Here is a 24,026-nt window from a genome sequence, read left to right as displayed (position 1 = left end):
GTTACGCCTCTGCCGCGCGGCCCTTTTGCGGGATGATCCCGCGGGGCCGGAACTGGATGAAGATGATGATGAAGAGGATCATGAAGGTCTGCGCCGCCAGCGTATTGCCGGGGTTAAAGCTTTCGATGACCTTGGACAGCCCGCCGATCAGCGTGGCCCCCGCCAGCGTGCCCCAGATGTTGCCGACGCCGCCCACGACGACCGTCATGAAGCTCTGCACGATGTATTGCTGGCCGATCTCGGACGTGACCTGCGCGAACAGCCCGATGGCCACCCCCGCGATGCCCGCGATACCCGAGCCGAGGCCGAAGGTCATCATGGCGATGCGGTCGGGGTTGATGCCCATGCTGGCTGCCATGCCGGGGTTCTGGGTGACGGCGCGGACCTCCAGCCCCAGCCTGGTGCGCTTCATGATGAACAGGAACAGCGCCAGAAACAGCAGCGCCAGCACGAAGATCGCCACCCGGATCGAGCTGATCGAGATGACGTCGTTGATGGTGATCGACCCCTCCAGCCAAGCGGGGGCGGTCAGCGGGCGGGCCTGCGTGCCGAAGATGTTCTTGGCCAGCTGCTGCAGCGCGATGGACACGCCGAAGGTCGCCAGCAGCGTCTCCAGCGGGCGATGGGCCAGATGGCGGATCACCAGCCGGTAGAGAACCACCCCCGCGCCGAAGGTCACCGCGAAGGCCAGGGGCAGCGCCGCCACCAGCGACAGGGTCCGGTCCGACACCAGCGTCTGAACGGTATAGCCGGTATAGGCGCCCATCATGATGAATTCGCCATGGGCCATGTTGATGACCCGCATGACGCCGAAGGTCACGGCCAGCCCGATGGCGGCCAGGAAATAGATCGAGGCCAGCGACAGCGCGTCCAGCCCCAGATCGATCCCCTGCATCGCGCCAAGCCGCACCTGCGCGCGGATCTGGGCGGCCCGGGCGGCCTCGGTGACGGCGGGGTCGGGCTCGGCATAAAGCTCGTAGACGCGATGGGCATCCAGGGCGGCCTGCACCTCGGCCTCGGTCGCGGCGGGGGGGACGGTGCCGGCATCCTCCAGCGCCTCGTAGGCACGGTCGCGGGCATCGGGATCGGACAGATCGGCCACGGGAACGCCGCCCACCGTGCCGTCGGACAGGTTCGCGGCCAGCGCGGCGCGCTGTTCGGCCGAGGTCAGGCGCGGTTCCAGCACGCCCTCGGAGACCAGCAGGGCGATGGCGGCCTCGCGCGGCAGCTCGTCGCTGTCGATGGCGATCTCGCGGGCCACGTTGCCCTGCGGTTCCTCGGTCGCGACCACCCGGCGGGTGACCAGCAGCGGGTTCAGTGCAGCGCGGAAATCCAAGCTGACATCGCCGGCCAGATCCTCGATGGCCGTGACGCGGGCCTCGCTGTTCTCGCCCACCTGGATGGTCAGCAGCCGCTCCAGCCGGGCCTTGCGGGCGGCCAGTGCCGGATCGAGGTCGTCCAGCGCGCCGCGCAGCGCGGTCAGCTGCTCGAACGTGCCGCCGCGCGCCAGCGACTCCAGCGCCGCCCGGCGTCGCGCCGGGTCGGGATCGTTCAGCGCGCCCGCCACCAAGGCTGATTCGATGACGCCGCGCACGCCCGAATTGGGGCGCAGCATCTGCGGATCGGCCTCCGGGACCGGCTGGCCGGTCACCGCGTCGGTGGCCGTGTCGTCGTCACCGATGATGACCGCGCGCCCGTCCTCGGTCAGGCCCAGCTGGCGTTCCGACCAGGCCTGCAGCAGCGCCAGCCCCTCGGGGCCGGTGCCGGCGATCTGGGCGACCAGGGGCTCGACGGTCAGGCGCGAGGGACGTTCCAGCCCTTCGAGATTGTCGGCGATCACCGCCTCCAGCGCCGGATTGGCCTGGGCACAGATCGGCATCAACAGGGCCGCAAGCAGCGGCAGAACACGTCCGAGGCGGGTCACGAGGGGGGATTCCTTCGGCAAGAGGGACCCGGGCGGCACGGGCCGCCCGGGCCATGGGATCAGTAGTTCGACTGGACCTGCACGCAGGTCTCGGTCTCGGTGTTGAACATCCCGCAGGACTGACCGGGCCAGTCCGCCTCCAGCACCGCCGATTCGGGCAGGAAGTCAGTCCAGGCGTCGCCCGGGACGGGCTCGGTCTGGCTGACGATGTCGAACTGGCCGTCATCGCGGATCTCGCCGATCAGGACGGGCTTGGTGATGTGGTGGTTGGGCAGGACGGTGGCGGTGCCGCCGGTCAGGTTCGGCACCTCGACGCCCACGATCGCGTCCAGCACCGGATCCACATCGGTGGTGCCCGCCGCCTCGACTGCCGCGACCCAGGCATTGAAGCCGATCACCGTCGCCTCCATCGGGTCGTTGGTCACGCGGTTCTCGTCGCCGGTGAAGGCCTTCCATTCCTCAATGAAGGCGGTGTTCACGTCGGATTCGGCGGTCTGGAAGTAATTCCACGCGGCCAGATGGCCGACCAGATCGGCGGTATCCAGACCCGACAGTTCTTCCTCGCCGACCGAGAAGGCCATGACCGGGATGTCGTCCGCCGAGACGCCCGCCGCCGCCAGCTCCTTGTAGAAGCCCACATTGGCGTCGCCGTTGATGGTCGACACGACGCCGACCTTCTTGCCGCCCGCGCCAAGCGCCACGACATCGGCCACGATCCGCGACCAGTCCGAATGGCCGAAGGGGGTGTAGTTGACGAAGATGTCCTCGGGCGCGGTGCCGTTATCCTTCAGATAGGCGTCCAGGATGTTGTTCGTGGTGCGCGGATAGACATAGTCGGTGCCCAGCAGCGCCCAGCTTTCCACGCCCAGCTCGTCGCGCATGTAGTCGACGGCGGGGATCGCCTGCTGGTTCGGCGCGGCGCCGGTATAGATGACGTTCTTGGACGATTCCTCGCCCTCGTACTGCACCGGATAGAACAGGAGGCCGTTCAGCTCCTCGATGACCGGCAGGACGGATTTGCGGCTGACCGAGGTCCAGCAGCCGAAGATCGCGTCCACCTCGGACACGGTCAGCAGCTCGCGCGCCTTTTCGGCGAAGAGCGGCCAGTCCGAGGCGGGATCGACCACCACGGCTTCCAGCGGGCGGCCCAGCACGCCGCCCTTGGCGTTCTGCTGCTCGACCAGCATCAGGACCGTATCCTTCAGCGTGGTTTCCGAAATCGCCATCGTGCCCGACAGCGAGTGCAGCACGCCGATCTTGATCGGCTCGCCTTCCTGCGCATGGGCGGTGTGGGCCAGCGTCAGCGCGCTGGTCATCAACATGATCCTGGTCAGCTTGGTCATCATACCCCTTTTCCCCCCGGCGCATGGGCCGGTGTCCCTGTCGTCGTTCTGGAAGGGCCCCGGCCCTTGCAGATGCAGAAAGAGCGCAAAATCGGGCAGTTGGACAGGAATAGGGCAGGTCCGGGGCGGCCCGCACCAAGGCTGGCGCGGGCTTGGGCAGATGCGGGGGCAGATGCCCGCCGGTTGGGCAGTCCTAGGCCGGGCGCGGCGCCAGCCCGCCCTGTTCGATCAGGAAATCGACGATCCGGGCCACGCCGTGACCGTGGCGCAGCTGCGCCATGACCACGGGCCGCGTGCCGCGCGCCTCATGTGCATCCTTTTCCAGCAGCACCGGATCGACGCCGACATGCGGGGCCAGGTCGGTCTTGTTGACCACCAGCAGGTCGGACCGCGCCAGCCCGGGGCCGCGCTTCCTTGGAATGTCCTGCCCCGCCGCCGTGTCGATCACATAGATCGTCAGATCGGCCAGTTCCGGGCTGAAGGTCGCGGCCAGATTGTCGCCGCCCGATTCGATCAGGATCAGCTCCAGATCCGGGAAGGCGGCGTTCAGATCGGCGATGGCGGCCAGGTTGATGCTGGCATCCTCGCGGATCGCCGTGTGGGGGCAGCCGCCGGTCTCGACGCCGCGGATGCGCTCGGCGGGCAGGACCTGCACGCGCATCAGCGCCTCGGCATCCTCGCGGGTGTAGATGTCGTTGGTGATCACCGCCATGGACAGGCGCGGGGCCAGCGCGCGGGCGATCTGTTCGGTCAGCGTGGTTTTGCCCGCGCCGACGGGACCGCCGATGCCGACGCGCAGGGGTCCGTGATGGGGGGAGGCACTGAGGCTCATGAGCGGAAGATCCTTGTGGTCATGGTTTCGTGACGCATGGCGGCTATCTCGGCCCCCCATGCGGCGCTGGCAAGATCGTCCTCGGTCGCGCGGGCCGCAAGGGCGGCGCGGGTCAGGACCCCCGGCTGCAGGTCGGCCAGCATCCGCTGCCCCTCGACGGGGCCGAGCGGCAGGAAGCGGACGGCGGCGCTGATCAGGCCCGCGGCCTGCGCCTGCAGGAAGGCGGCGATGATCTCGGGGGCGGGCAGGTCCAAGGGCGCGCAGGCCCGCCCGAAGGCCACGGGCAGGGCGGCGGGGGCATGCGGCGTGCCGGTCAGCGCGGTCACGTTGGCGGCGAAGGCCGTGCCTTGCTCGACCGTTTCCAGCAGGCGCTGGCTGGTCAGGCAGGCAGCGCGGGCCAGATCGTCCAGCGCACTTAGGTCGGCGCCACGCCGCAGCGCCAGCGAGACCAGCACCGCATCCGTCCAGCCCGCGCCATGGTCCAGCCAGTCGGCCAGCCAGTGCGGCAGCGTGGCGCGGGTGACCACGCCGCGGTCCATCGCCTCCTCCAGCCCCTGAGACCAAGCGAAGCCGCCCACCGGAAAGGCGGGCGACAGCATCTGCCACAGGCGCAGGCGGGAGGCGTCGTATCGGGCCGTGTCGGGTATCGCTGTGTCAGATCGGGCCGTGTCAGGCGTGATCATGGGCCGCGTGATCGTGCCCATGGCTGTGGCTGCTGCTATGGCTGTGACTGTGGCTGGAGGACTGCCCTTGGCCGGCATGGCTGTGCGCGCTGGCATGGCTGTGGACCTGTTCTCCCGCGCCATGGGGATGGCCCTCGGCGGGGCCGTGATCATGGCCGAAGGTGCGGCCATGGCCATAGGCGCCGCCTTCGGGGCGGAAGGGGATGTCCTTGCGGACGACCTCGGCCCCCAGCTTCTTCAGCATCGCCTCCAGCACGTGATCCTGGCGGATGATCAGGCGGTCGGCCTCGATCCGGCAGGGGGTGTGGCGGTTGCCGATATGCCAGGCCAGGCGCGGCAGGTTGCCCCGGATGACGATCACCGGTTCGGGGGCGGCGCGCACCACGATCTGGCGGCCGTCCGACAGCTCGAACGCGTCGCCGTCGTCAAGGCTGGTCACCTCGGGCAGGTCGACCATGAAGTCGCCCCCCTCGAAGGACAGGCGTTTTCGGCGCAAGAGGCGGCCCTCGTAATCCAGCGCGATCTCGCCGTCGAAGGGCGCGGGCGCGTTGCGGATGATGGCATGGGCGATTGCGGTCATGATGTGTCCTCCCTCAGAAGAGGAAATAGCGCTGTGCCAGCGGCAGTTCCGTCGCGGGCTCGCAGGTTAACAATTGTCCGTCGGCGCGGACCTCGTAGGTTTCGGGATCGACCTCGATCACGGGCATCGCGTCGTTCAGGATCATGTCGCGCTTGCCGATGTCGCGGGTGTGCTCCACCGCGATCAGGGTCTTGGACAGCTGGCCGGCGGCCCCCGCCTCCAGCCCCGCCTTGGACAGGAACAGGGCCGAGGCGCGGCGGGTGTGCCCCCACATGGGGCGCGAGAACATCGGCTGCACCGGGATCGAGCCGTTCGGATCGCCCATCTGTGCCACGCTGATGAGGCCCCCCACCAGCACCATCTCGGGCTTGGCGGCGAAGAAGGCGGGCGACCACAGCACCAGGTCGGCGCGCTTGCCCGGCGTGATCGACCCGATATGTGCGCCAAGCCCTTGGGCGATGGCCGGGTTGATCGTGTATTTAGCGATGTAGCGGCGGGCGCGGAGGTTGTCGTTGTCACCCACCTCCTCGGGCAGGCGGCCGCGCTGCTGGCGCATCTTGTGGGCGGTCTGCCAGGTGCGGATGATCACCTCGCCGATCCGGCCCATCGCCTGGCTGTCCGACGAGATCACCGAGAACGCGCCCAGATCGTGCAGGATGTCCTCGGCCGCGATCGTCTCGCGGCGGATGCGGGATTCGGCGAAGGACACGTCCTCGGGTACGCGGCGGTCCAGATGGTGGCACACCATCAGCATGTCCAGATGCTCCTCGACCGTGTTGGCCGTATAGGGCCGGGTCGGGTTGGTGGACGAGGGCAGCACGTTGCCCATGCCCACCATGCGGATGATGTCGGGGGCATGGCCGCCGCCCGCGCCCTCGGTGTGATAGGCGTGGATGGTGCGGCCGGCGATGGCGGCCATCGTGTCCTCGACGAAGCCCGATTCGTTCAGCGTGTCGGTGTGGATCATCACCTGCACGTCGAACTGGTCGGCGACGGTCAGGCAGTTGTCGATGGCGGCGGGGGTGGTGCCCCAATCCTCGTGCAGCTTCATCGCGCAGGCGCCCGCGCGGATCTGCTCGATCAGGGGCGCGGGCAGGCTTGCATTGCCCTTGGCGGCGATGCCGACGTTCACCGGCAGGTCGGCGCAGGCCTCCAGCATCCGGGCGATGTGCCAGGGGCCGGGCGTGCAGGTGGTGGCCAGCGTGCCATGCGCGGGTCCGGTGCCGCCGCCCAGGATCGTCGTCACGCCCGAATGCAGGGCGTGGTCGATCTGCTGGGGGCAGATGAAGTGGATGTGGCAGTCGAAGCCGCCGGGGGTCAGGATGCGGCCCTCTCCGGCGATGATCTCGGTCGCGGGGCCGATGATCAGGGTCACGCCGGGCTGGGTGTCGGGGTTGCCCGCCTTGCCGATGCCCGAGATCAGCCCGTCCTTGATGCCGACATCGGCCTTGACGATGCCCTGGTGGTCGAAGACCACGACGCCGGTGATGACCGTGTCCATGGCGCCGCCGTCGCGGGTGACCTGGGACTGGCCCATGCCGTCGCGCACGACCTTGCCGCCGCCGAACTTGACCTCTTCGCCCGGGATGGTCAGGTCGCGCTCGACCTCGATGATGATCTCGGTATCGGCCAGGCGGATGCGGTCGCCGGTGGTCGGACCGTAGAGCGCCGCGTAATCGGCGCGGGACAGGCTGGTCATAGCGCCCCCATGATCTGGCCGCGAAAGCCCTGCACGATCCGGTCGCCCGCATAGCCGACCAAGGTGACCTCGCGCGACTGGCCGGGCTCGAACCGCACGGCGGTGCCTGCGGGGATCGCCAGCCGCATGCCGCGCGCCTGCGCCCGGTCGAAGTCCAGCGCCGGGTTGGTCTCGGCGAAATGATAGTGGCTGCCGACCTGGATGGGCCGGTCGCCGGTATTGGCGATCATCAGGGTCACGGTCGGGCGCCCCTCGTTCAGGATGATGTCGCCGGGGGCGGGAAAGACCTCTCCGGGGATCATGGGCGGTTCCGCAGGATGGCCCAGGCCGCCACGCCCAGAGCCGCGATCATCGCGATCGTCGCCAGGTGGTCGCCATGGACCAGCAGATGCGTCCAGGACACGCTGTCATGGTGGCCGGGATGGGCGAGGGCCAGGGACGGGAAAAGCACTGCGGCAAGGATCAGGCGGGTCATTCTGCGGCCTCACGGATGGGATGATGGACGGTGACCAGCTTGGTGCCGTCGGGAAAGGTGGCCTCGACCTGGACCGATTCGATCATGGCGGGGATGCCGGGCATGCACTGGCCCGCGGTGATCACATGGGCGCCGGCCTGCATCAGGTCGGCGACGCTGCGCCCGTCGCGCGCGCCCTCGACCACGAAATCGGTGATCAGGGCGATCGCCTCGGGATGGTTCAGCTTGACGCCGCGCGACAGGCGGCCGCGCGCCACCATGGCGGCGACCGAGACCATCAGCTTCTCGCGTTCGCGGGGGGTAAGGTTCATCTCAGACCTGCCAGATGCGGGGAAGGGGATCGGGGCGAAGGACGGTCAGCAGCCGGTTGATCTGCCGCCGCAGCGGCCAGTTGTCGGCCGCCAGAAGGCGGATCACCAGCCGCCCGGGCGGCGCGCTGGCCGCCCCCCGGACGCCGGGCTCGGTCAGGGCGGCGCGGGCCGTGGACAGGCGGTCGGACGCATCGGGCGCGATCAGCACAAGGGTCGCCAGCGCGCGCGCGCCGTCCAGCAGCCCTGGATCCGCCAGGCGCGGCAGTGTGGCGTCGTCCAGCGCGAGTGCATCGTGATGAACGATCCGGCCCGCGCGGCGCACGATGCGGCGGTCGCGCAGATGCAGGGTGGCGGGACGCTCGCCCATGGCCAGGCGGCCCAGCACCAGCATCTCCAGCAGCAGGCAGCCTGCATCCGCGGCCAGCTCGACCGAGGTGCGACGGTCCAGCCGCGCGCCGTCGTAAAGGATCGTCTCCTGCGGCAGCCAGTCCAGCCAGCCGCCCGCGCCCACGGTCAGGGTGACGCGGGCCCGGGCCGGGCCGCCGGTGGCGCGATAGGCGCGTTCCGCCGTCTGCGTGGTGGCCAGCGCCCGCGTGCCCGCGCGCAGATCGACCCCGAAGGCCAGACGGTCGTCGGAGGTCAGGCCGCCCGAGGTGTTGAGGAACACGATCTCGGGAAGGCCCGCCGTCATGCGCGGCAGCATCGCCTTGGCCGAGCCCTGCTGCGCCAGATCGATCAGCCCGCGCGGGCCGAAGGCCACCTCGGCCCTGCCGTGGCTGCGCTGCATGCGGATCGAGGGGGCGGAACTGTCGAACATGCAGGCAAGGGGCGCCGGGGCCGGGGGCGGGTCAACCGCCACGGGGCGATTTCCTGCCGCCGGGGCGGGCATCTGATGCCCTGTTGCCGCCGATATGGGCAACCTGCCTGCGATTGCAGCGCGTCCTGTCCGGGTGTCAGGCCGGCTGGTCCAGCATCGCGTTCAGCAGGCGGCGGCGGGCGGGGGGGATGGCGCGGATCTCGACCCCGGTGAAGACATGCATGGTCTTCAGCACCGGATCGACCACCGCGTGATCGCTGACCCAGCCCCCCATCGCCAGATAGCTGCGCAGCAGCGGCGGCATCATCGCCATGGCCTGCTTGGGGTCGGGCTGGCGCAGCCGCAGCGCGCGGGCGAAGCGAAAGACCTTGGGCGCCTTGACGCGGGGCCACCAGCGGCGCGGGGCCAGGTGGCGTTCCTTCAGCATGGCGAAGGCCTCGGCATGGGTCTCGGGCTCGCAGCCGATGAAGCTGGAGCAGCCGAACAGCATCTCGACCCCGGTTTCCTCGACGAAACGGGTCAGGGCGGCCCATGCGACGCGGATCACCTGCGGATCGCGGCAGTCGGGATGCAGGCAGAAGCGCCCCATCTCGACCATCGGCCCGTCGAACCGGCCGAGCGCCTCCAGATCGTAGAACTGCGCCGAATAGCTGCGTGCGATCTGCGAGCCGTCGGCCAGCGGCAGGAAGCGATAGCTGCAGACCAGCGCGCCGGTCGCGGCCTCCTCGATCAGCATGTGGTGGCAGTCGTCGTCCAAGGCGTCGGCGTCCAGCGCCTGTCCGTCATCCGCCTGTCCGGTGCGCGCGACGAAGGCCAGCCAGCGCAGCCGTTGAGAGGCGCGCAGGTCGTCGGGCGTTGCGGCCAGTCGGGCGCGGTAGCGGCCCTTGCTCAGCGGTTGCATCACGCGCCCCTTGGTCGGTGTCGCGCCATCATAGACCCAACATGTGTCGAAAGCACGACCGCCCATGAGGATCGGCCCCGCTTAATTCGCCGGTCTGCCGCAGCGACGGGCAGCGGGGGCACTTGGTTCAGTCCAGCCGGTCGCCCAGCACGTCCTCGACATAGATGCGCCGGGTCAGGTGGATCACCACGATCAGCAGCGGCGTGGCCAGGATGACCGAGGCCGGGCCGAACAGCGCGCCCATCGCGACGATGGCCAGGATGGTCAGCGCGGGCGGCAGCTGGACCGCGTATTTCTGGATCAGGGGCATCAGCACCTCGCCCTCGAAGACCTGGATGACGGTGAACAGGATCGCCACGTAGAAGGCGGTCTGCAGCCCCTGGGGCGCCGCGACCACGACCGCGATGGCGCCCGACAGGAAGGGGCCGATGATCGGCACGACATTGGTCAGCCCCGCGATGACCGCCAGGATCAGCGCCAGCGGCACGTCCAGCACCCACAGCCCGATCCCGGCCAGGATCGCCACGATCAGCATGTCCAGCGCCTGCCCGCCCATCCACAGCGCCAGCTGCGTGCCCAGCTCGTCCAGGATCTGCGCGGCGCGGCCCCGGCGGGGCAGGGGCACCAGCCGGATCAGGCCGCCGCGATAGAGGTCCGCCTCCATCGCGATGTAGATCGACAGGATCAGCAGCAGGAACATCGACGTGAGCCCGCCGAAGACCGAGCTGATCCCGCCCATGACCAGCCCGAAGATGTCGGGCAGCCGCCCCGCCAGCTGCGCGGCATTGTCCTCCATGCCCGCCGTCTCGCCCTCCTGGACGCGCTCGATCAGCATCTCTCCGAAGGGCAGCGAGGCGAACCAGCCCTCGACCGCGCCCCAGGATTCGGGCAGGGCCGAGATCAGCTGGCCGAACTGGTCCGACACGGCGGGGCCCGCCAGCCGGATCAGCAGCGCGACCGTGGCGGCGACCGCCAGCAGGACCACCAGAACCCCCAGCTTGAGGTTCAGCCCGACCAGCCGCTGCAGCCCCCGCGCCCCGGCCCGCAGCGCGATGGCAATGAGGATGGCGGCGAACGAGATCAGCAGCAGGTTCGACCAGAACCACGCCGCCGCCAGCAGCAGCGCGATCAGCGCGATCGAGACCACCATGCCCAGGGACAGGCTGCGCGGCAGCGGACCCGCCGGTGCGGCTGCGGCGGGCGGCGGGGGGGCGGCGCGCAGGTCGGTCATGGGCTCTCCGTGTCGTGATCCCCCTGACAAGCCGGGCGCGGGGGCTGCGGTTCCCTGGGCCGGTGCGCTAGGGGCAAGTGCGCTTGCGGCCAGTGCGCGCTTGGGGGCCTGTGCGCTTGCCGCAGGCGGGCAAGCCTGCTAACCGGACGCGGATTTCCCGATACGGCGGGCCCCGGCCCGCACAGCAGACAAGGTGAAGACCCATGGCCATCGAACGCACGCTTTCCATCCTCAAGCCCGACGCCACCCGCCGCAACCTGACCGGCAAGATCAACGCCAAGTTCGAGGAGGCCGGCCTGCGCATCGTCGCCTCCAAGCGCATCCACCTGTCGCCCGCGCAGGCCGGCAAGTTCTACGAGGTCCACAAGGACCGTCCCTTCTATGGCGAGCTGGTCGAGTTCATGGCCTCCGAGCCGGTCGTGGTGCAGGTCCTGGAAGGCGAGAACGCCATCGCCAAGAACCGCGAAGTGATGGGCGCGACCAACCCGGCCAATGCGGACGAGGGCACCATCCGCAAGGAATTCGCCCTGTCCATGGGCGAGAACTCGGTCCACGGCTCTGACGCCGCCGACACCGCCAAGGACGAGATCGCCTTCTTCTTCTCGGGCCTCGAACTGGTCGGCTGATCGCATCCGATCCGCAGGATTGCTGGAAAGGGGCCCCTCGCGGGCCCCTTTTTGTTGCGCGGCCACACGTGCGGGTCGGTTGCGGCAGGCGCGGCCGCAGGCTATGCCCGTCGGCAACGCAATGATTTCAGGGGGACCGCCATGCGGGCATTCGTGTTTCCGGGGCAAGGCGCGCAGACCATCGGGATGGGGCGCGAACTGGCGCTGGCCTACCCGGCCGCGCGCGATGTCTTCGACGAGGTGGACGCCGCCCTGGGCGAGTCCCTGTCGGCGCTGATCTGGGAGGGGGATGCCGACACGCTGACCCTGACCCGCAACGCCCAGCCCGCGCTGATGGCCACGTCCATCGCCGCCTTCCGCGCGATGGAATCCGAGGGCATCAACATCATGGATGCCAATTTCGTCGCGGGCCATTCGCTTGGCGAATATTCGGCGCTGTGCGCGGCGGGCTCGCTGACCCTGTCCGACACCGCCCGCCTGCTGCGCCTGCGCGGCCAGGCCATGCAGGAGGCCGTGCCGGTGGGCGTCGGCGCCATGGCCGCGATCCTGGGGCTGGACTTCGCGACGGTCGACCACATCTGCCGCGAGATCGGCGGCGACGAGGTCGTGCAGGCCGCCAATGACAACGATCCGGCGCAGGTCGTGATCTCGGGGCACAAGGGCGCGGTCGAGGCCGCGGCCGAGGCGATGAAGGCGGCAGGCGCCAAGCGGGCGCTGATGCTGCCCGTCTCGGCGCCGTTCCATTCGGTGCTGATGCAGCCGGCGGCGGCGGCCATGGCCGATGCGCTGGCGGGCGTGGACATCCAGCCGCCCGCCGTGCCGCTGATCGCCAATGTCCGCGCCGAGGCGGTGATCGAGCCCGGCGCCATCCGCCGCCTGCTGGTCGAGCAGGTGACCGGCACCGTGCGCTGGCGCGAATCCATCGCCAACCTGGCTGGGGCCGGCGTGACCGAGTTCTGGGAGATCGGCGCGGGCAAGGCCCTGTCGGGGATGATCAAGCGGACGGCGCGCGACGTGACGGTCCGCAACGTGGGCGTGCCCGCGGACGTGGCCGCGCTGAAGGGCTGACCTGCGGACCGGGGCGCTGCCCCGGACCCCGGGATATTTGGATGAAGAAGAAGAGGCTTTTGGCATGTTCGATCTGACGGGAAAGACCGCGCTGGTGACGGGCGCTTCGGGCGGGATCGGCGGCGCGATCGCCCAGGCCCTGCACGGGGCCGGGGCCACGGTGGCGCTGTCGGGCACGCGCGAGGCGCCGCTGCGCGCGCTGGCGGACCGCTTGGGCGATCGCGCCCATGTGGTGACGGCCGATCTGGGCGATCCGGCCTCGGTCCTGGCGCTGCCCAAGGCGGCGGTCGAGGCGATGGGGTCGGTCGACATCCTGGTCAACAATGCCGGGATCACCCGGGACAACCTGTTCATGCGCATGTCGGACGACGAATGGGCGCAGGTGCTGGACGTGAACCTGGGCAGCGTCTTCAAGCTGTCGCGCGGCGTGCTGCGCGGCATGATGAAGGCGCGGTGGGGGCGGATCGTCAACATCACCTCGGTCGTGGGGGCCACGGGCAATCCGGGGCAGGGCAACTATGCCGCCGCCAAGGCCGGGGTCGTGGGCATGTCCAAGTCGCTGGCCTACGAGGTGGCCAGCCGCGGCATCACCGTGAATTGCGTGGCGCCGGGCTTCATCGCCACCCCGATGACCGACAAGCTGACCGAGGATCAGAAGGGCAAGATCCTGACCCAGATCCCCGCGGGCCAGATGGGCAGCCCCGAGGATATCGCCGCCGCGGTCCTCTATCTGGCCAGCCCGGCGGCCGGCTATGTCACCGGCGCCACGCTGCACGTGAACGGCGGCATGGCCATGATCTGACAGGGGGCGGCGCGGCCGCAACGCCGCGCCGCAAACCGTGCGAAAGCGGTTGCATGAGGGTTCATGGGTGCTATATCCCGGCCTTTAGCAGCAGGGGAACCGCCCTGTGCTGAACCGGACCTTCTGCGTCCGCGCAAAACTGGGCGGATGCCCGCGAGAATGAGGATATGACATGAGCGATATCGCTGATCGCGTGAAGAAGATCGTGGTCGAGCATCTGGGTGTCGACGAGGACAAGGTGGTTGAATCCGCCTCGTTCATCGACGACCTGGGCGCCGACAGCCTCGATACCGTCGAGCTGGTCATGGCTTTCGAGGAAGAGTTCGGGATCGAGATCCCCGATGACGCCGCCGAGACCATCCAGACCGTCGGAGACGCGGTGACCTTCATCAAGGGCGCGGTCTGACCGACGCTCGGCGCCGCGCCTTGGTGCGGCCAGACGAACGGCGCCTCCCTCTGGGGAGGCGCCGTTTCTCGTTCCGGGAACCCTGCGCCGCCCCGTCGTGTTGGGCAGGCGAACCCGACAAGAGGAGCCTGACATGGCCGTCAACGTAAAGGGGCTGACCGACAATGCCCGCAAGACCGCAATCTCGGAACTGAACGCCCGGCTGGCCGACGGACTGGCGCTGTCGCTGGCCATCAAGCAGGCGCACTGGAACATCAAGGGCCCGAACTTCATCGCGGTCCACGAGTTGCTGGACGTCGTCTATGGCCGTCTGCAGGAGCATCTGGACATCTTCGCCGAGCGCGTCCAGATCCTGGACGGCACCGCCTTGGGCACCGCCGAGACGATCGCCAAGGCGACGACGCTGCAGGAATACCCGACCGACCTGACGAAGTCCGCCGACCACATCGCCCAGATCTGCGCCCGCATGCGCGATCACGGGGAAAAGCTGCGCGCGGCCATCGACACGACGGACGAGGCGGGCGACGCGAACACCGCCGACATCTTCACCGCAGCCTCGCGCACGGCCGACAAGGACCTGTGGTTCCTGGAAAGCCATCTGGAGTGATGGTTCTGCGGGCGCCTTGACGGCGCCCGCGCAGGCCGTCAGCGGCCCAGCTTGGCGTGAACCTCGTCCAGATCGACCTCGCCCAGGGGCATCTTGTTGTCCGGATTGTCGAAGTCGTACTTGAACAGCTGGAAATCGTCCTTGTAGATTTCCCAGATCAGGTGGCGCGACAGGTCGTCGAAATAGTCGCTGACCTTGTGCGCCCGCTTGGGGCCGTGCCCCTCGGACTCGTTGAAGCGCGGCACCTGCGCCAGATCCAGATGCACGGGCGTCTCGGCCTCGTCCAGCACCTTCTGCATGCCGTCGTTGAACGCCTCGGTGAAGAAGATCTGGTCGTAGCGCCCGCCATTCACGATGAAGGTCGAGATATGGCCCGACATGGCCGACCAGTGGATGTCCGGCTCCATCGGCTTGCGGAACCGGATGGTGTCGCGCGCGAACAGCAGGAAGCGCCGGAAGCTGGCGATCTGGTCGAACTCGAACCCGTTGTCGGGCGAGCCCACGTCGATGCCGTAGCGCTGGACCAGCTGCGGCACCAGATTGCCGCGATAGCGCTTGCCGTTGCGCTGGATCCCCGCGATCTTGTCGAAGAACGACGACAGGAGCCGCGCATACGGGTTGCGCACGCAGGTGAAGGTCACCGCCTCGCGGGCGTGGACGGCGCGCTCGATCGCGTCATGGCTGCCGTCCTGCGCCCATTTGTGCATCCCGTCCGTCGAATCATGGATGTCGCCGTCGAAGAAGCGCCCCTGGTCCGAATAGAACATGATCTGCCCGATCGTCGAACATGCGCATTTCGGCACGACCCGATAGATCATGCTTTCGCTTTCCGTCATCCAAACGCCGGGAAAACCCATCGTGAACCTACTCCGTATTCGCTGCGGCTCTGGCAAGTGGCGGCCGGATGCCGTCCTGCTTGTCCCAACGACAAAAATGGTTACACACACAAACCAAAAGCCAGAGAGATTTTCAACGCCTTACGTTGATTCAAGTGTAATCAGTCATCGGACACCGCATACCACATGGCCCGCATTGCCTTCATCCTGCTCACGCACAAGGACCCCCAGGGGGTCATCGATCAGGCCCGGCGGCTGACGGCCACCGGTGATTACGTCTCGATCCATTTCGACAAGCGCGCGCCCAAGGCGATGTTTCAGCAGATCAGGGACGCGCTCGGCGATCATCCCGGCGTGGCATTTGCAGCACGACGCCTGCATTGCGGGTGGGGCGAGTGGTCCCTGGTCGCCGCCACGCTGGAGGCGCTGCGCGCGGCCGAGGCGGCCTTTCCGCAGGCCACGCATTTCTACATGCTGTCGGGCGACTGCATGCCCATCAAGTCGGCCGAATTCGCCCGCAATTTCCTCGAGGCCGAGGAATGCGACTATATCGAGAGCTTCGACTTCTTCGACAGCGACTGGATCAAGACCGGCTTCAAGGAAGAACGGCTGGTCTATCGCCACTGGTTCAACGAGCGCACGCAGAAGTGGCTGTTCTACACCAGCTACGAGCTGCAGAAGCGCTTCGGCCTGACCCGCGACGTGCCCAAGGACATCCAGGTGATGATCGGCTCGCAATGGTGGTGCCTGCGCCGCCAGACCGTCGAGGCGATCCTGGACCTGATCCGCCAGCGCCCCGAGATCGTGCGCTTCTTCAGCACGACCTGGATCCCGGACGAGACCTTCTTCCAGACCCTGGTCGCCCATCTGGTGCCCCGCAAGCAGATCCGCACCCGGACGCTGACCTTCCTGATCTTCACCGATTACGGGATGCCGGTCACCTTCTACAACGACCAGTACGACCTGCTGCTGCGCCAGGGCTACCTGTTCGCCCGAAAGATCAGCCCCGAGGCGCTGGACCTGCGCGAGAGGCTGGGCGCGCTGTGGCAGGCGCAGGGCCAGGATTTCGCCATCGCCGCCGAGGGGCGCCAGCTGTTCGGCTTCCTCACCGGGCGCGGCCGGATCGGGCGCCGCTTCGCCCCGCGCTTCTGGGAAACCGACGGCAGCCTGGGGCACGAGCGGGTCGTCCACATGATCGTCGCCAAGAAATGGCACATCGCCAAGCGCCTGACCGCCGCCATCCGCGCCCAGACCGAGGTGCCCGCGGTCGATTACGTCTTCAACGAGCAGGAGGCCAACCTGCCGGACATGGGCGGGGTGGCCAATTCGGTCGGCAAGCGCGAACGCCACCGCCGGGCGCTGGTCAAACTGATGTTCGAGCAGTTCGAGGCCAGCCAGCTGGTCTTCTGTGTCGACCCCTCGGCGCTGGCGCTGATCGCGGATTTCGACGGCGACCGGGCCGAGACGCGGGTCCTGTTCATCGACAGCCGCTTCGACGACGACTATGTGCGCGGCCATATGGGCCGGGTGGGGTTGGTCAGCCCGGATGCGCCCCCCGTCATGGTGGACCGCCTGCTGCCGATCATGCGCAACGACCTGGAACACGAGGCCGACCGGGTCAAGGAAGCCGGGTTCCGCCGCTTCTCGATCCTGTCCGAGACGGCCGGGACCGACCGGAACGCCGCCGCGCTGGCCGAGTTTCTGGGCATCACCCCGGACGCGGCCCGCGCCTTGGCCGAAACCCCCTACCTCTTCGACGACTAGGAGACAAATCCCATGGCCTTCGCCTATGACGACAGCAACATCTTCGCCCGCATCCTGCGCGGCGAGATCCCCAACGACACCGTGGCGCAGAACGACCATGCCCTGGCCTTCCGCGACATCCAGCCCAAGGCACCCCACCACGTGCTGGTGATCCCCAAGGGCCGCTATGTCAGCTTCGACGACTTCGCCGCCAACGCGACCGAGGCCGAGATCACCGCCTTCATGCGGCTCTGCGCGCAGGTCTGCACGCTGGAGGGCATCGGGCTGGAAGACGGCGAGGGCTTCCGCGCGATCACCAATGCGGGGCACCACGGCGTGCAGGAGGTGCCGCATTTCCACCTCCACATCATGGGCGGCGCGATCATGGGCCCGATGATCGGCGCCCGCGGCTGATCCTGCCTTCCCCCTCGGGGGGAATTTCATCTTGGCAAAAATATCCCGGGGGAGTCCGCAGGACGGGGGCAGCGCCCCCCTCCGACTTCGCCGCCGCCCCACTCAGTCGCGGGTCAGCTCGACGAAGACATCCTCCAGATCGGCCTGCTCGGTCGCCACGTCCAGGATCGGCACGCCCGCCTCGCGCAGCACGTCCAGGATCTGGTCGGCCCGCAGCCGCGAGGGCGGATAGCTGATCGCCAGCCGCCCGTCGGGGCGGATCTCGCTGCGCGCGCCCGGGGGCAGGGGCGGCAGGGTCACCGGGCCGCCGGTGTCCAGCACCATCGTCTTGCCGTCGGTGCGCGACAGCAGGGTCTGGGTGTCCTGCCGCACGACGACCTGGCCGTGGTTGATGATGGCGATCTCGTCGCACATCTGCTCGGCCTCTTCCAGGTAATGGGTGGTCAGGATGATGGTCATGCCCTGGTCGTTCAGGCGGCGGACGTTCTTCCACAGCATCTCGCGCAGGGTGATGTCGACGCCGGCGGTGGGCTCGTCCAGGACCAGGATATGGGGCCGGTGGACCAGCGCCTTGGCCAGCAGCAGCCGCCGCTTCATCCCTCCCGACAGCGACCGGGCATAGGCATTGGCCTGGTCGGTCAGGCCCACCAGCGCCAGCAACTCGTCCGTCCAGCGCTCGGCCTTGGGTACGCCATAGAGGCCCGCCTGCACCTCCAGGCTGGCGCGCGGGGTGAAGAACGGATCCATGTTCAGTTCCTGCGGCATCACCCCGATGGCGGCGCGCGACTGGCGCGGGTTCACGTCCTGATCGAAGCCCCAGATGGTGACCTTGCCCGCCGTCTTGTTCACCAGCCCCGCCAGGATGTTGATCATCGTCGACTTGCCCGCCCCGTTCGGGCCCAGAAGCCCGAAGATGCTGCCCGCGGGAATGTCCAGGTCGATCCCCTTCAGCGCCTCCTTGGGCGGGGCGGTTCCTTGGGCGGCATAGGTCTTGGACAGACCCTGGATGCGGATGGCGTCGGACATGGGGCGTTCCTTGCAGTGCTTGCGAAGCCGGGCGGCGCTGCGCTATGGGGGTTAGACCAGATGCCGACCGCCGCCACAAGAAGGCCAGCCATGACAGAGCACGTGACGCCCGAGACCCCGCTCTCCACCAATACCGGTCCCGAGGCGCGGACCCGCCCCGCCCCGGCCACCCAGATCGTCACCCGCTGGCGCGTCAGCTGCGATGGCGACGACACGGCGGGCCTGGGCCACCCGCGCGTCTGGCTGGCGATCTCGCCCGAGGCGGGCTTCGTCGATTGCGGCTATTGCGACAAGCGCTTCGTGATCGACCGCGATCACGCCCATGACGACCACTAGCGCCTGACGGCGCCGGCCGATCGCCGTCCCGGCCCGGCGCGGGCCGACCGCCCCCATCGAGGGGGCCGTCACCCCGGGGTGGCGGCGCCACCCGTCCCGGCCCCGCCCTTGGCGCCCTTGCCCCGGCAGCGGTCCGAGCAGTAGCGCACCTGATCCCAGTCCCGCTCCCATTTCTTGCGCCAGGTGAAGGGCAGCCCGCAGGCGGCGCAGATCTTGGTCGGCAGGTCGGACTTGCGGCGCATCTTGGGCATGGGGGTCCCCGGGGTCACTGGAAGATCACAGGCAGCCGTGGCAAAAGGCGGGCCAGACCACAGCACGAGGGGCAGATGATCATGGACGACGCATTCGGCAAGGGCTGTCACCTGCATCTGATCGACGGATCGGCCTTCATCTTCCGCGCCTATCACGCGCTGCCCCCCCTGACCCGCAAGTCCGACGGCCTGCCGGTGGGGGCTGTCGCGGGGTTCTGCAACATGCTCTGGCGTTATGTGCAGACCGATGACGGGCATACCGCGCCCACCCATGCGGCGGTGATCTTCGACCATTCCTCCAAGACCTTCCGCAACGAGATCTACCCGGCCTACAAGGCGCAGCGCCCCGAGCCGCCCGAGGACCTGCGCCCGCAATTCCCCCTGACCCGCGACGCGACCCGCGCCTTCAACATCGCCTGCATCGAGACACAAGGCTACGAGGCCGACGACATCATCGCCGCCATGGCCTGCGCCGCGCGCAATGCCGGGGGCTCGGCCACGATCATCAGCAGCGACAAGGACCTGATGCAGCTGATCGGCGACGGCGTGGACATGCTGGACCCGATCAAGAACAAGCTCATCGGCCGCGACGAGGTCTTCGAGAAGTTCGGCGTCTTCCCCGACCGCGTCGTGGACGTGCAGGCGCTGGCCGGCGATCCGGTCGACAACGTCCCCGGCGCGCCGGGCATCGGCATCAAGACCGCCGCCCTGCTGATCCAGGAATACGGCGATCTGGAAACCCTGCTGGCGCGCGCAGGGGAAATCAAGCAGCCCAAGCGCCGCCAGACCCTGATCGACCATGCCGACCAGATCCGCATCAGCAAGCGCCTTGTGACGCTGGATTGCGACACGCCCTTGGACGTCACGTTGGAAAGCCTCGCGGTCAAGCGCCCCGATGCCGACCGCCTTGTGGCCTTCCTGTCCGAGATGGAGTTCCGCACCTTGACCAACCGCGTGGCCGAGGTGCTGGGGGCCGAGGCGCCCGCCATCCAGGCCGCCCCCGCCAGCGACGCGCCCACGGCCCCCGACCAGCCCGCCATCGACGCCTCGGCCTACGAGACGGTGACCGACATGGCGGCGCTGGACGCCTGGATCGCCGCGATCGTCGAGACCGGCCATGTCGCGATCGACACCGAGACGACCAGCCTCGACGAGATGCAGGCGGGCCTCGTGGGCATCAGCCTGGCGGTGGCGCCGGGACGGGCCTGCTACATCCCCCTGGGCCATGTGGCGGGGGGCGACGATCTGTTCGGCCAGTCCGCCCGGGTCGCCGGGCAGCTGGATCCCGCCGCCGTGCTGGCCGCGCTGAGGCCCGTGCTGCAGGATCCCGCGATCCTGAAGATTGGCCAGAACATGAAATACGACTGGAAGATGCTGGCCCGCCACGGGATCGAGATGACGCCCTTGGCCGACACGATGCTGATGTCCTATGCGCTGAACGCAGGCACCCACAATCACGGCATGGACGAGCTGGCGGAGCGCTATCTGGGCCACAAATGCATTCCGATCAAGGACCTGATCGGATCGGGCAAGGGCCAGCTGAACTTCGCGCAGGTGGCCATCGACAAGGCCGCCCCCTACGCGGCCGAGGATGCCGACGTGACCCTGCGCCTCTGGCAGCATTTCGCGCCGATGCTTCCGGTGGAGAAGGTCTCGACCACCTATCACACGCTGGAACGCCCGATGATCCCGGTCCTGGCGCAGATGGAGATGGCGGGCATCCGCGTCGACACCGACGTGCTGCGGCGCATGTCCAACGCCTTCGCCCAGAAGATGGCGGGGCTGGAGGACGAGATCCACGGCCTGGCCGGGCAGAGCTTCAACATCGGCAGCCCCAAGCAGCTGGGAGAGATCCTGTTCGGCAAGATGGGCCTTGCGGGCGGCAGGCAGGGCAAGACCGGCGCCTTCTCGACCAGCGCCGACGTGCTCGAGGATCTGGCAGCCGAAGGCCATGACCTGCCCGCCCGGGTGCTGGACTGGCGCCAGATCGCCAAGCTGAAATCGACCTATACCGACGCGCTGCCGACCTATGTCCATCCCGACACGGGCCGGGTCCATACCAGCTATTCGATCACCGGCGCGCAGACCGGGCGCCTGTCCTCGACCGAGCCGAACCTGCAGAACATCCCGATCCGCACCGACGAGGGCCGCCGCATCCGCCAGGCCTTCATCGCGCCCGAGGGCTATCGCCTCGTCAGCCTCGACTACAGCCAGATCGAGCTGCGCATCCTGGCCCATGTCGCCGACATCCCGGCGCTGAAGCAGGCCTTCCTGGACGGCATCGACATCCATGCGATGACCGCCAGCCAGATGTTCGGCGTGCCCGTCGAGGGGATGGATCCGATGATCCGCCGCCGGGCCAAGGCGATCAATTTCGGGGTGATCTACGGCATCTCGGGCTTCGGCCTGTCCCGGAACCTGCGCATCCCCCGGGCCGAGGCGCAAAGCTTCATCGACACCTATTTCGAACGCTTCCCCGAGATCCGCGCCTACATGGACAAGACCGTGGCCGACGCCAAGCAGGACGGCTACGTGACCACCCTCTTCGGCCGCCGCATCAACACGCCGGGCATCAACCAGTCCGGCCCCGCCGCCGGCGGCGCGCGGCGCGCGGCCATCAACGCGCCCATCCAGGGGGCGGCCGCCGACATCATCCGCCGCGCGATGATCCGCATGCCGGATGCCATCGCGGACCTGCCCGCCCGCATGCTGCTGCAGGTCCATGACGAACTGGTCTTCGAGGTCCGGGACGACGCCACCGACCCCCTGATCGACACCGCCCGCCGGATCATGGAGGCCGCCGCCGAACCCTCGCTGCGCCTTTCGGTCCCGCTGGTGGTCGATGCGGGCCACGGCGCCAACTGGGCCGAGGCGCACTGACCTCTCCTGCATCGGTCCAAAAATATCCCACGGGGGTGCGGGGGTGGGAAACCCCCGCACGGCGGCGGCGTCACACGGCCGAGGAGTGGCTTCCCTCGGCCGCCGCATAGCCGTCCAGCGCCTGCGCGACCAGCCGCGTCATCGGCTGCCCCTCCGGGGTGATCCGCAATATGGTGCCCTCCTGCACGACCACGGGGGCGAAGCGGCGCAGAAGCGGCGCATAGACCTGCGCCTGCACGTCAAGGGACAGGCCGAACCGATCCCGGATCTCGGTCATGTCGATCCGGAAATCGCACATCAGCGCCTCGATCATCCGGCCCCGCCAGCCATCCTCCGCGCGGAAGGCATGGCCGCGCGTCACCGGCACCCGACCCGCCCGCACCGCGCCCACATAGACCCCGGTCGCCGGCGCGTTCTGCGCGAATCCCTGCGGATAGCGCGAGATCGACGAGGCCCCCAGCCCCAGCAGGACCTCCGCCCCGTCGTCGGTGTAGCCCTGGAAGTTCCGGCGCAGCCGCCCGCGCTCGGCCGCAAGGGCCAGCCGGTCATGGGGCTTGGCGAAATGGTCGATGCCGATCTGGCCGAATCCGTCCTGCAGGAACAGCGCGCGGGCGGTGTCGAACAGCGCCAGCCGCGCCTCGCCATCGGGCAGCGTGGCCTCGGGGATCATCACCTGCCGCTTGGACATCCACGGCACATGGGCATAGCCGTACAGCGCCACCCGGTCCGGCGACAGCGCCAGCAACTGCTGCACCGTCTCGGCCATCCGCGCCCCGGTCTGGTGGGGCAGGCCGTAAAGGATGTCCGCATTCAGCCCCGCGATGCCGTGATCGCGGATCAGCCGGACGGCCTCGGCGGTCAGGGCGAAGCTCTGCGGCCGCCCGATGGCCTCCTGGATCAGCGGATCGAAATCCTGCACCCCGATCGAGGCGCGGGTCATCCCCGCCTCGGCCAGCGCGGCCATGCGCGGGGCGTCGATCTCGGTCGGGTCGATCTCGACCGAGAACTCGCCCCCCGGCGCCATCGGAAAGGCGTCCAGGATCGCCCCCGCCAGCCGTCGGACGAGGAGGGGCGACAGCAGGCTGGGCGTGCCCCCGCCCCAATGCAGCCGCGACAGAACGACGCCCTGCGGCAGGCGGCGGCGCATCTGGCGCAGCTCGGCCAGCAGCGTGTCCACATAGGCCGCGACCGGGGCCAGGCTCTGCGTGCCCTGCGTGCGGCAGGCGCAGAACCAGCACAGCCGCTTGCAGAAGGGCACATGGACATACAGCGACACCGCCGCGCCCGGCGGCACGGCCGCCATCCAGCCTTCGACCATGTCGCCGTCGACGCCCGGACCGAACTGCGTCGCGGGCGGATAGCTGGTGTAGCGGGGCGCCCGCGCCTCGAACAGGCCGGCACGTCTGAGTTGCGAAATCTGTTCCATGCCCTTATGGTTGAACGAGAATGCGCACATCGTCCTTGACCCAGATCAAATCCGGCCCGACGGTCGCTGCAACGCATGACCAGGTGCGCTGCACCGACTGTCCCATCCGCTATCGCGCCGTCTGCGCCCAGTGCGAGGGCGACGAGCTGGCGCATCTGGAACAGATCAAGTTCTACCGCAGCTTCGAGGCCGGCCAGCCCATCGTGTGGGAAGGCGACCGGATGGACTTCGTGGCCTCGGTCGTCACCGGCGTCGCGGCTCTCACCCATGTGCTGGAGGACGGGCGCACCCAGATGGTGGGCCTGCTGCTGCCAAGCGACTTTCTGGGCCGTCCCGGGCGCGCGCTGGCGGCCTACAACGCCACGGCGGCCACCGATGTCGTGCTGTGCTGCTTTCGCCGCGCGCCCTTCGACACGATGATGCAGGCCACCCCGCATCTGGCGCATCGCCTGCTCGAGATGACCTTGGACGAACTCGACGCGGCGCGCGAATGGATGCTGCTCCTGGGCCGCAAGACGGCGCGGGAGCGCCTGGCCTCGTTCCTGGCCATCATCGCCCGCCGCCAGGCCGCGCTCAGCAAGTCCCGCCCCGCCGGCCGGATGGAACTGGAACTGCCGCTGACCCGCGAGGCCATGTCCGACTATCTGGGCCTGACGATCGAGACGGTCAGCCGCCAGATCACCGCGCTGCGGCGCGACGGGGTGATCGAGGTCATGGGCAAACGCGGCGTGGTCGTGACCGACTATGCCCGCCTGGTCGAACAGTCGGGCGATGACAGCGACGGCGGTCTGCCCAGCTGAGACCGCCGC

Annotated in this window: 26 protein-coding genes; 10 read left to right on the top strand and 16 right to left on the bottom strand. The window is 68.7% G+C overall.

Annotated features, from left to right (window positions below):
- Position 1 precedes the first annotated feature (1 nt).
- The 12 genes from urtB to E4191_RS13680 form a co-directional block, all read right to left on the bottom strand.
- Complete coding sequence (gene urtB, locus E4191_RS13730; RefSeq protein ID WP_135314484.1) at positions 2-1,879, bottom strand: urea ABC transporter permease subunit UrtB; 1,878 nt, start codon at positions 1,877-1,879, stop codon at positions 2-4.
- Positions 1,880-1,983: 104 nt separating this feature from the next.
- Complete coding sequence (urtA, locus tag E4191_RS13725; RefSeq protein WP_135314483.1) at positions 1,984-3,267, bottom strand: urea ABC transporter substrate-binding protein; 1,284 nt, start codon at positions 3,265-3,267, stop codon at positions 1,984-1,986.
- Between the two features lie 193 nt (positions 3,268-3,460).
- Entirely contained in the window at positions 3,461-4,099 is a 639-nt protein-coding gene (ureG, locus tag E4191_RS13720) for an urease accessory protein UreG (protein ID WP_135313899.1), read from the bottom strand.
- Entirely contained in the window at positions 4,096-4,782 is a 687-nt protein-coding gene (locus E4191_RS13715; protein WP_135313898.1) for an urease accessory protein UreF, read from the bottom strand. The genes ureG and E4191_RS13715 overlap by 4 nt, the downstream gene beginning before the upstream one ends.
- A complete protein-coding gene (locus E4191_RS13710) occupies positions 4,769-5,362 on the bottom strand; it encodes an urease accessory protein UreE (protein WP_135313897.1) in 594 nt (197 codons plus the stop codon). Before E4191_RS13710 ends, E4191_RS13715 begins: the two co-directional genes overlap by 14 nt.
- 13 nt (positions 5,363-5,375) lie before the next feature.
- Entirely contained in the window at positions 5,376-7,061 is a 1,686-nt protein-coding gene (gene ureC, locus E4191_RS13705) for an urease subunit alpha (protein WP_135313896.1), read from the bottom strand.
- Positions 7,058-7,363 carry an urease subunit beta gene (locus E4191_RS13700; protein WP_135313895.1) on the bottom strand — a complete coding sequence of 102 codons (306 nt, stop codon included), beginning with the start codon at positions 7,361-7,363 and terminating at the stop codon, positions 7,058-7,060. The genes ureC and E4191_RS13700 overlap by 4 nt, the downstream gene beginning before the upstream one ends.
- On the bottom strand, positions 7,360-7,536 hold the full coding sequence (locus tag E4191_RS23810; RefSeq protein WP_169308762.1) for a hypothetical protein: 177 nt from the start codon (positions 7,534-7,536) through the stop codon (positions 7,360-7,362). Before E4191_RS23810 ends, E4191_RS13700 begins: the two co-directional genes overlap by 4 nt.
- A complete protein-coding gene (locus tag E4191_RS13695; RefSeq protein ID WP_135313894.1) occupies positions 7,533-7,847 on the bottom strand; it encodes an urease subunit gamma in 315 nt (104 codons plus the stop codon). Before E4191_RS13695 ends, E4191_RS23810 begins: the two co-directional genes overlap by 4 nt.
- Position 7,848: 1 nt before the next feature.
- A complete protein-coding gene (locus tag E4191_RS13690; RefSeq protein WP_135314482.1) occupies positions 7,849-8,664 on the bottom strand; it encodes an urease accessory protein UreD in 816 nt (271 codons plus the stop codon).
- Between the two features lie 136 nt (positions 8,665-8,800).
- Positions 8,801-9,565, bottom strand: coding sequence for a GNAT family N-acetyltransferase (locus E4191_RS13685; RefSeq protein ID WP_135313893.1), 765 nt, complete (start codon positions 9,563-9,565; stop codon positions 8,801-8,803).
- A 127-nt stretch (positions 9,566-9,692) separates the two neighbouring features.
- Complete coding sequence (locus E4191_RS13680; protein WP_135313892.1) at positions 9,693-10,796, bottom strand: AI-2E family transporter; 1,104 nt, start codon at positions 10,794-10,796, stop codon at positions 9,693-9,695.
- 203 nt (positions 10,797-10,999) lie between these two features.
- Between E4191_RS13680 and ndk the strand changes: the two genes are divergently transcribed.
- The 5 genes from ndk (at position 11,000) to dps (ending at position 14,305) form a co-directional block, all read left to right on the top strand.
- Positions 11,000-11,422: a nucleoside-diphosphate kinase gene (ndk, locus tag E4191_RS13675; RefSeq protein ID WP_135313891.1), complete on the top strand. Its 423-nt coding sequence runs from the start codon at positions 11,000-11,002 to the stop codon at positions 11,420-11,422.
- A 141-nt stretch (positions 11,423-11,563) separates the two neighbouring features.
- On the top strand, positions 11,564-12,490 hold the full coding sequence (gene fabD / locus E4191_RS13670; protein WP_135313890.1) for an ACP S-malonyltransferase: 927 nt from the start codon (positions 11,564-11,566) through the stop codon (positions 12,488-12,490).
- A gap of 64 nt (positions 12,491-12,554) precedes the next feature.
- Entirely contained in the window at positions 12,555-13,292 is a 738-nt protein-coding gene (gene fabG, locus E4191_RS13665) for a 3-oxoacyl-ACP reductase FabG (protein WP_135313889.1), read from the top strand.
- A 172-nt stretch (positions 13,293-13,464) separates the two neighbouring features.
- Complete coding sequence (locus E4191_RS13660) at positions 13,465-13,698, top strand: acyl carrier protein (RefSeq protein ID WP_042251881.1); 234 nt, start codon at positions 13,465-13,467, stop codon at positions 13,696-13,698.
- A gap of 133 nt (positions 13,699-13,831) precedes the next feature.
- Positions 13,832-14,305: a DNA starvation/stationary phase protection protein Dps gene (gene dps, locus E4191_RS13655; protein WP_135313888.1), complete on the top strand. Its 474-nt coding sequence runs from the start codon at positions 13,832-13,834 to the stop codon at positions 14,303-14,305.
- Between the two features lie 38 nt (positions 14,306-14,343).
- Here the strand turns inward: dps and E4191_RS13650 are convergent, their stop codons facing one another.
- Complete coding sequence (locus E4191_RS13650) at positions 14,344-15,162, bottom strand: sulfotransferase family protein (protein ID WP_135313887.1); 819 nt, start codon at positions 15,160-15,162, stop codon at positions 14,344-14,346.
- Positions 15,163-15,327: 165 nt separating this feature from the next.
- Here E4191_RS13650 and E4191_RS13645 point away from each other — a divergent pair, with 165 nt between their 5' ends.
- Both E4191_RS13645 and E4191_RS13640 read left to right on the top strand, forming a co-directional pair.
- On the top strand, positions 15,328-16,905 hold the full coding sequence (locus E4191_RS13645; protein ID WP_135313886.1) for a DUF5928 domain-containing protein: 1,578 nt from the start codon (positions 15,328-15,330) through the stop codon (positions 16,903-16,905).
- 12 nt (positions 16,906-16,917) lie between these two features.
- Positions 16,918-17,298: an HIT domain-containing protein gene (locus E4191_RS13640; protein WP_135313885.1), complete on the top strand. Its 381-nt coding sequence runs from the start codon at positions 16,918-16,920 to the stop codon at positions 17,296-17,298.
- 102 nt (positions 17,299-17,400) lie between these two features.
- Here the strand turns inward: E4191_RS13640 and E4191_RS13635 are convergent, their stop codons facing one another.
- Positions 17,401-18,324: an ABC transporter ATP-binding protein gene (locus tag E4191_RS13635; RefSeq protein ID WP_135313884.1), complete on the bottom strand. Its 924-nt coding sequence runs from the start codon at positions 18,322-18,324 to the stop codon at positions 17,401-17,403.
- A 174-nt stretch (positions 18,325-18,498) separates the two neighbouring features.
- Here E4191_RS13635 and E4191_RS13630 point away from each other — a divergent pair, with 174 nt between their 5' ends.
- Positions 18,499-18,660: a zinc-finger domain-containing protein gene (locus E4191_RS13630; RefSeq protein ID WP_407947066.1), complete on the top strand. Its 162-nt coding sequence runs from the start codon at positions 18,499-18,501 to the stop codon at positions 18,658-18,660.
- Positions 18,661-18,728: 68 nt separating this feature from the next.
- Here E4191_RS13630 and E4191_RS13625 read toward each other — a convergent pair whose 3' ends face one another.
- Complete coding sequence (locus E4191_RS13625) at positions 18,729-18,911, bottom strand: DUF2256 domain-containing protein (protein ID WP_135313882.1); 183 nt, start codon at positions 18,909-18,911, stop codon at positions 18,729-18,731.
- Positions 18,912-18,992: 81 nt separating this feature from the next.
- Here E4191_RS13625 and polA point away from each other — a divergent pair, with 81 nt between their 5' ends.
- Positions 18,993-21,791, top strand: a complete 2,799-nt coding sequence (gene polA, locus E4191_RS13620; protein WP_135313881.1) for a DNA polymerase I — start codon at positions 18,993-18,995, stop codon at positions 21,789-21,791.
- A 70-nt stretch (positions 21,792-21,861) separates the two neighbouring features.
- Here the strand turns inward: polA and hemN are convergent, their stop codons facing one another.
- The gene (hemN, locus tag E4191_RS13615) at positions 21,862-23,217 is read right to left on the bottom strand and encodes an oxygen-independent coproporphyrinogen III oxidase (RefSeq protein WP_135313880.1); all 1,356 of its coding nucleotides are present in this window, start codon (positions 23,215-23,217) and stop codon (positions 21,862-21,864) included.
- Positions 23,218-23,261: 44 nt separating this feature from the next.
- Here hemN and fnrL point away from each other — a divergent pair, with 44 nt between their 5' ends.
- Positions 23,262-24,017 (top strand): transcriptional regulator FnrL, encoded by a 756-nt coding sequence (gene fnrL / locus E4191_RS13610; RefSeq protein WP_228461727.1) that lies wholly within the window; start codon positions 23,262-23,264, stop codon positions 24,015-24,017.
- Positions 24,018-24,026 lie beyond the last annotated feature (9 nt).

It is taken from the genome of Paracoccus liaowanqingii, assembly GCF_004683865.2.
Classification (GTDB): Bacteria; Pseudomonadota; Alphaproteobacteria; order Rhodobacterales; family Rhodobacteraceae; genus Paracoccus; species Paracoccus liaowanqingii.
The sequence above is the reverse complement of the archived record's forward strand: the minus strand, read 5'-3'. Positions and strand labels throughout refer to the sequence as shown.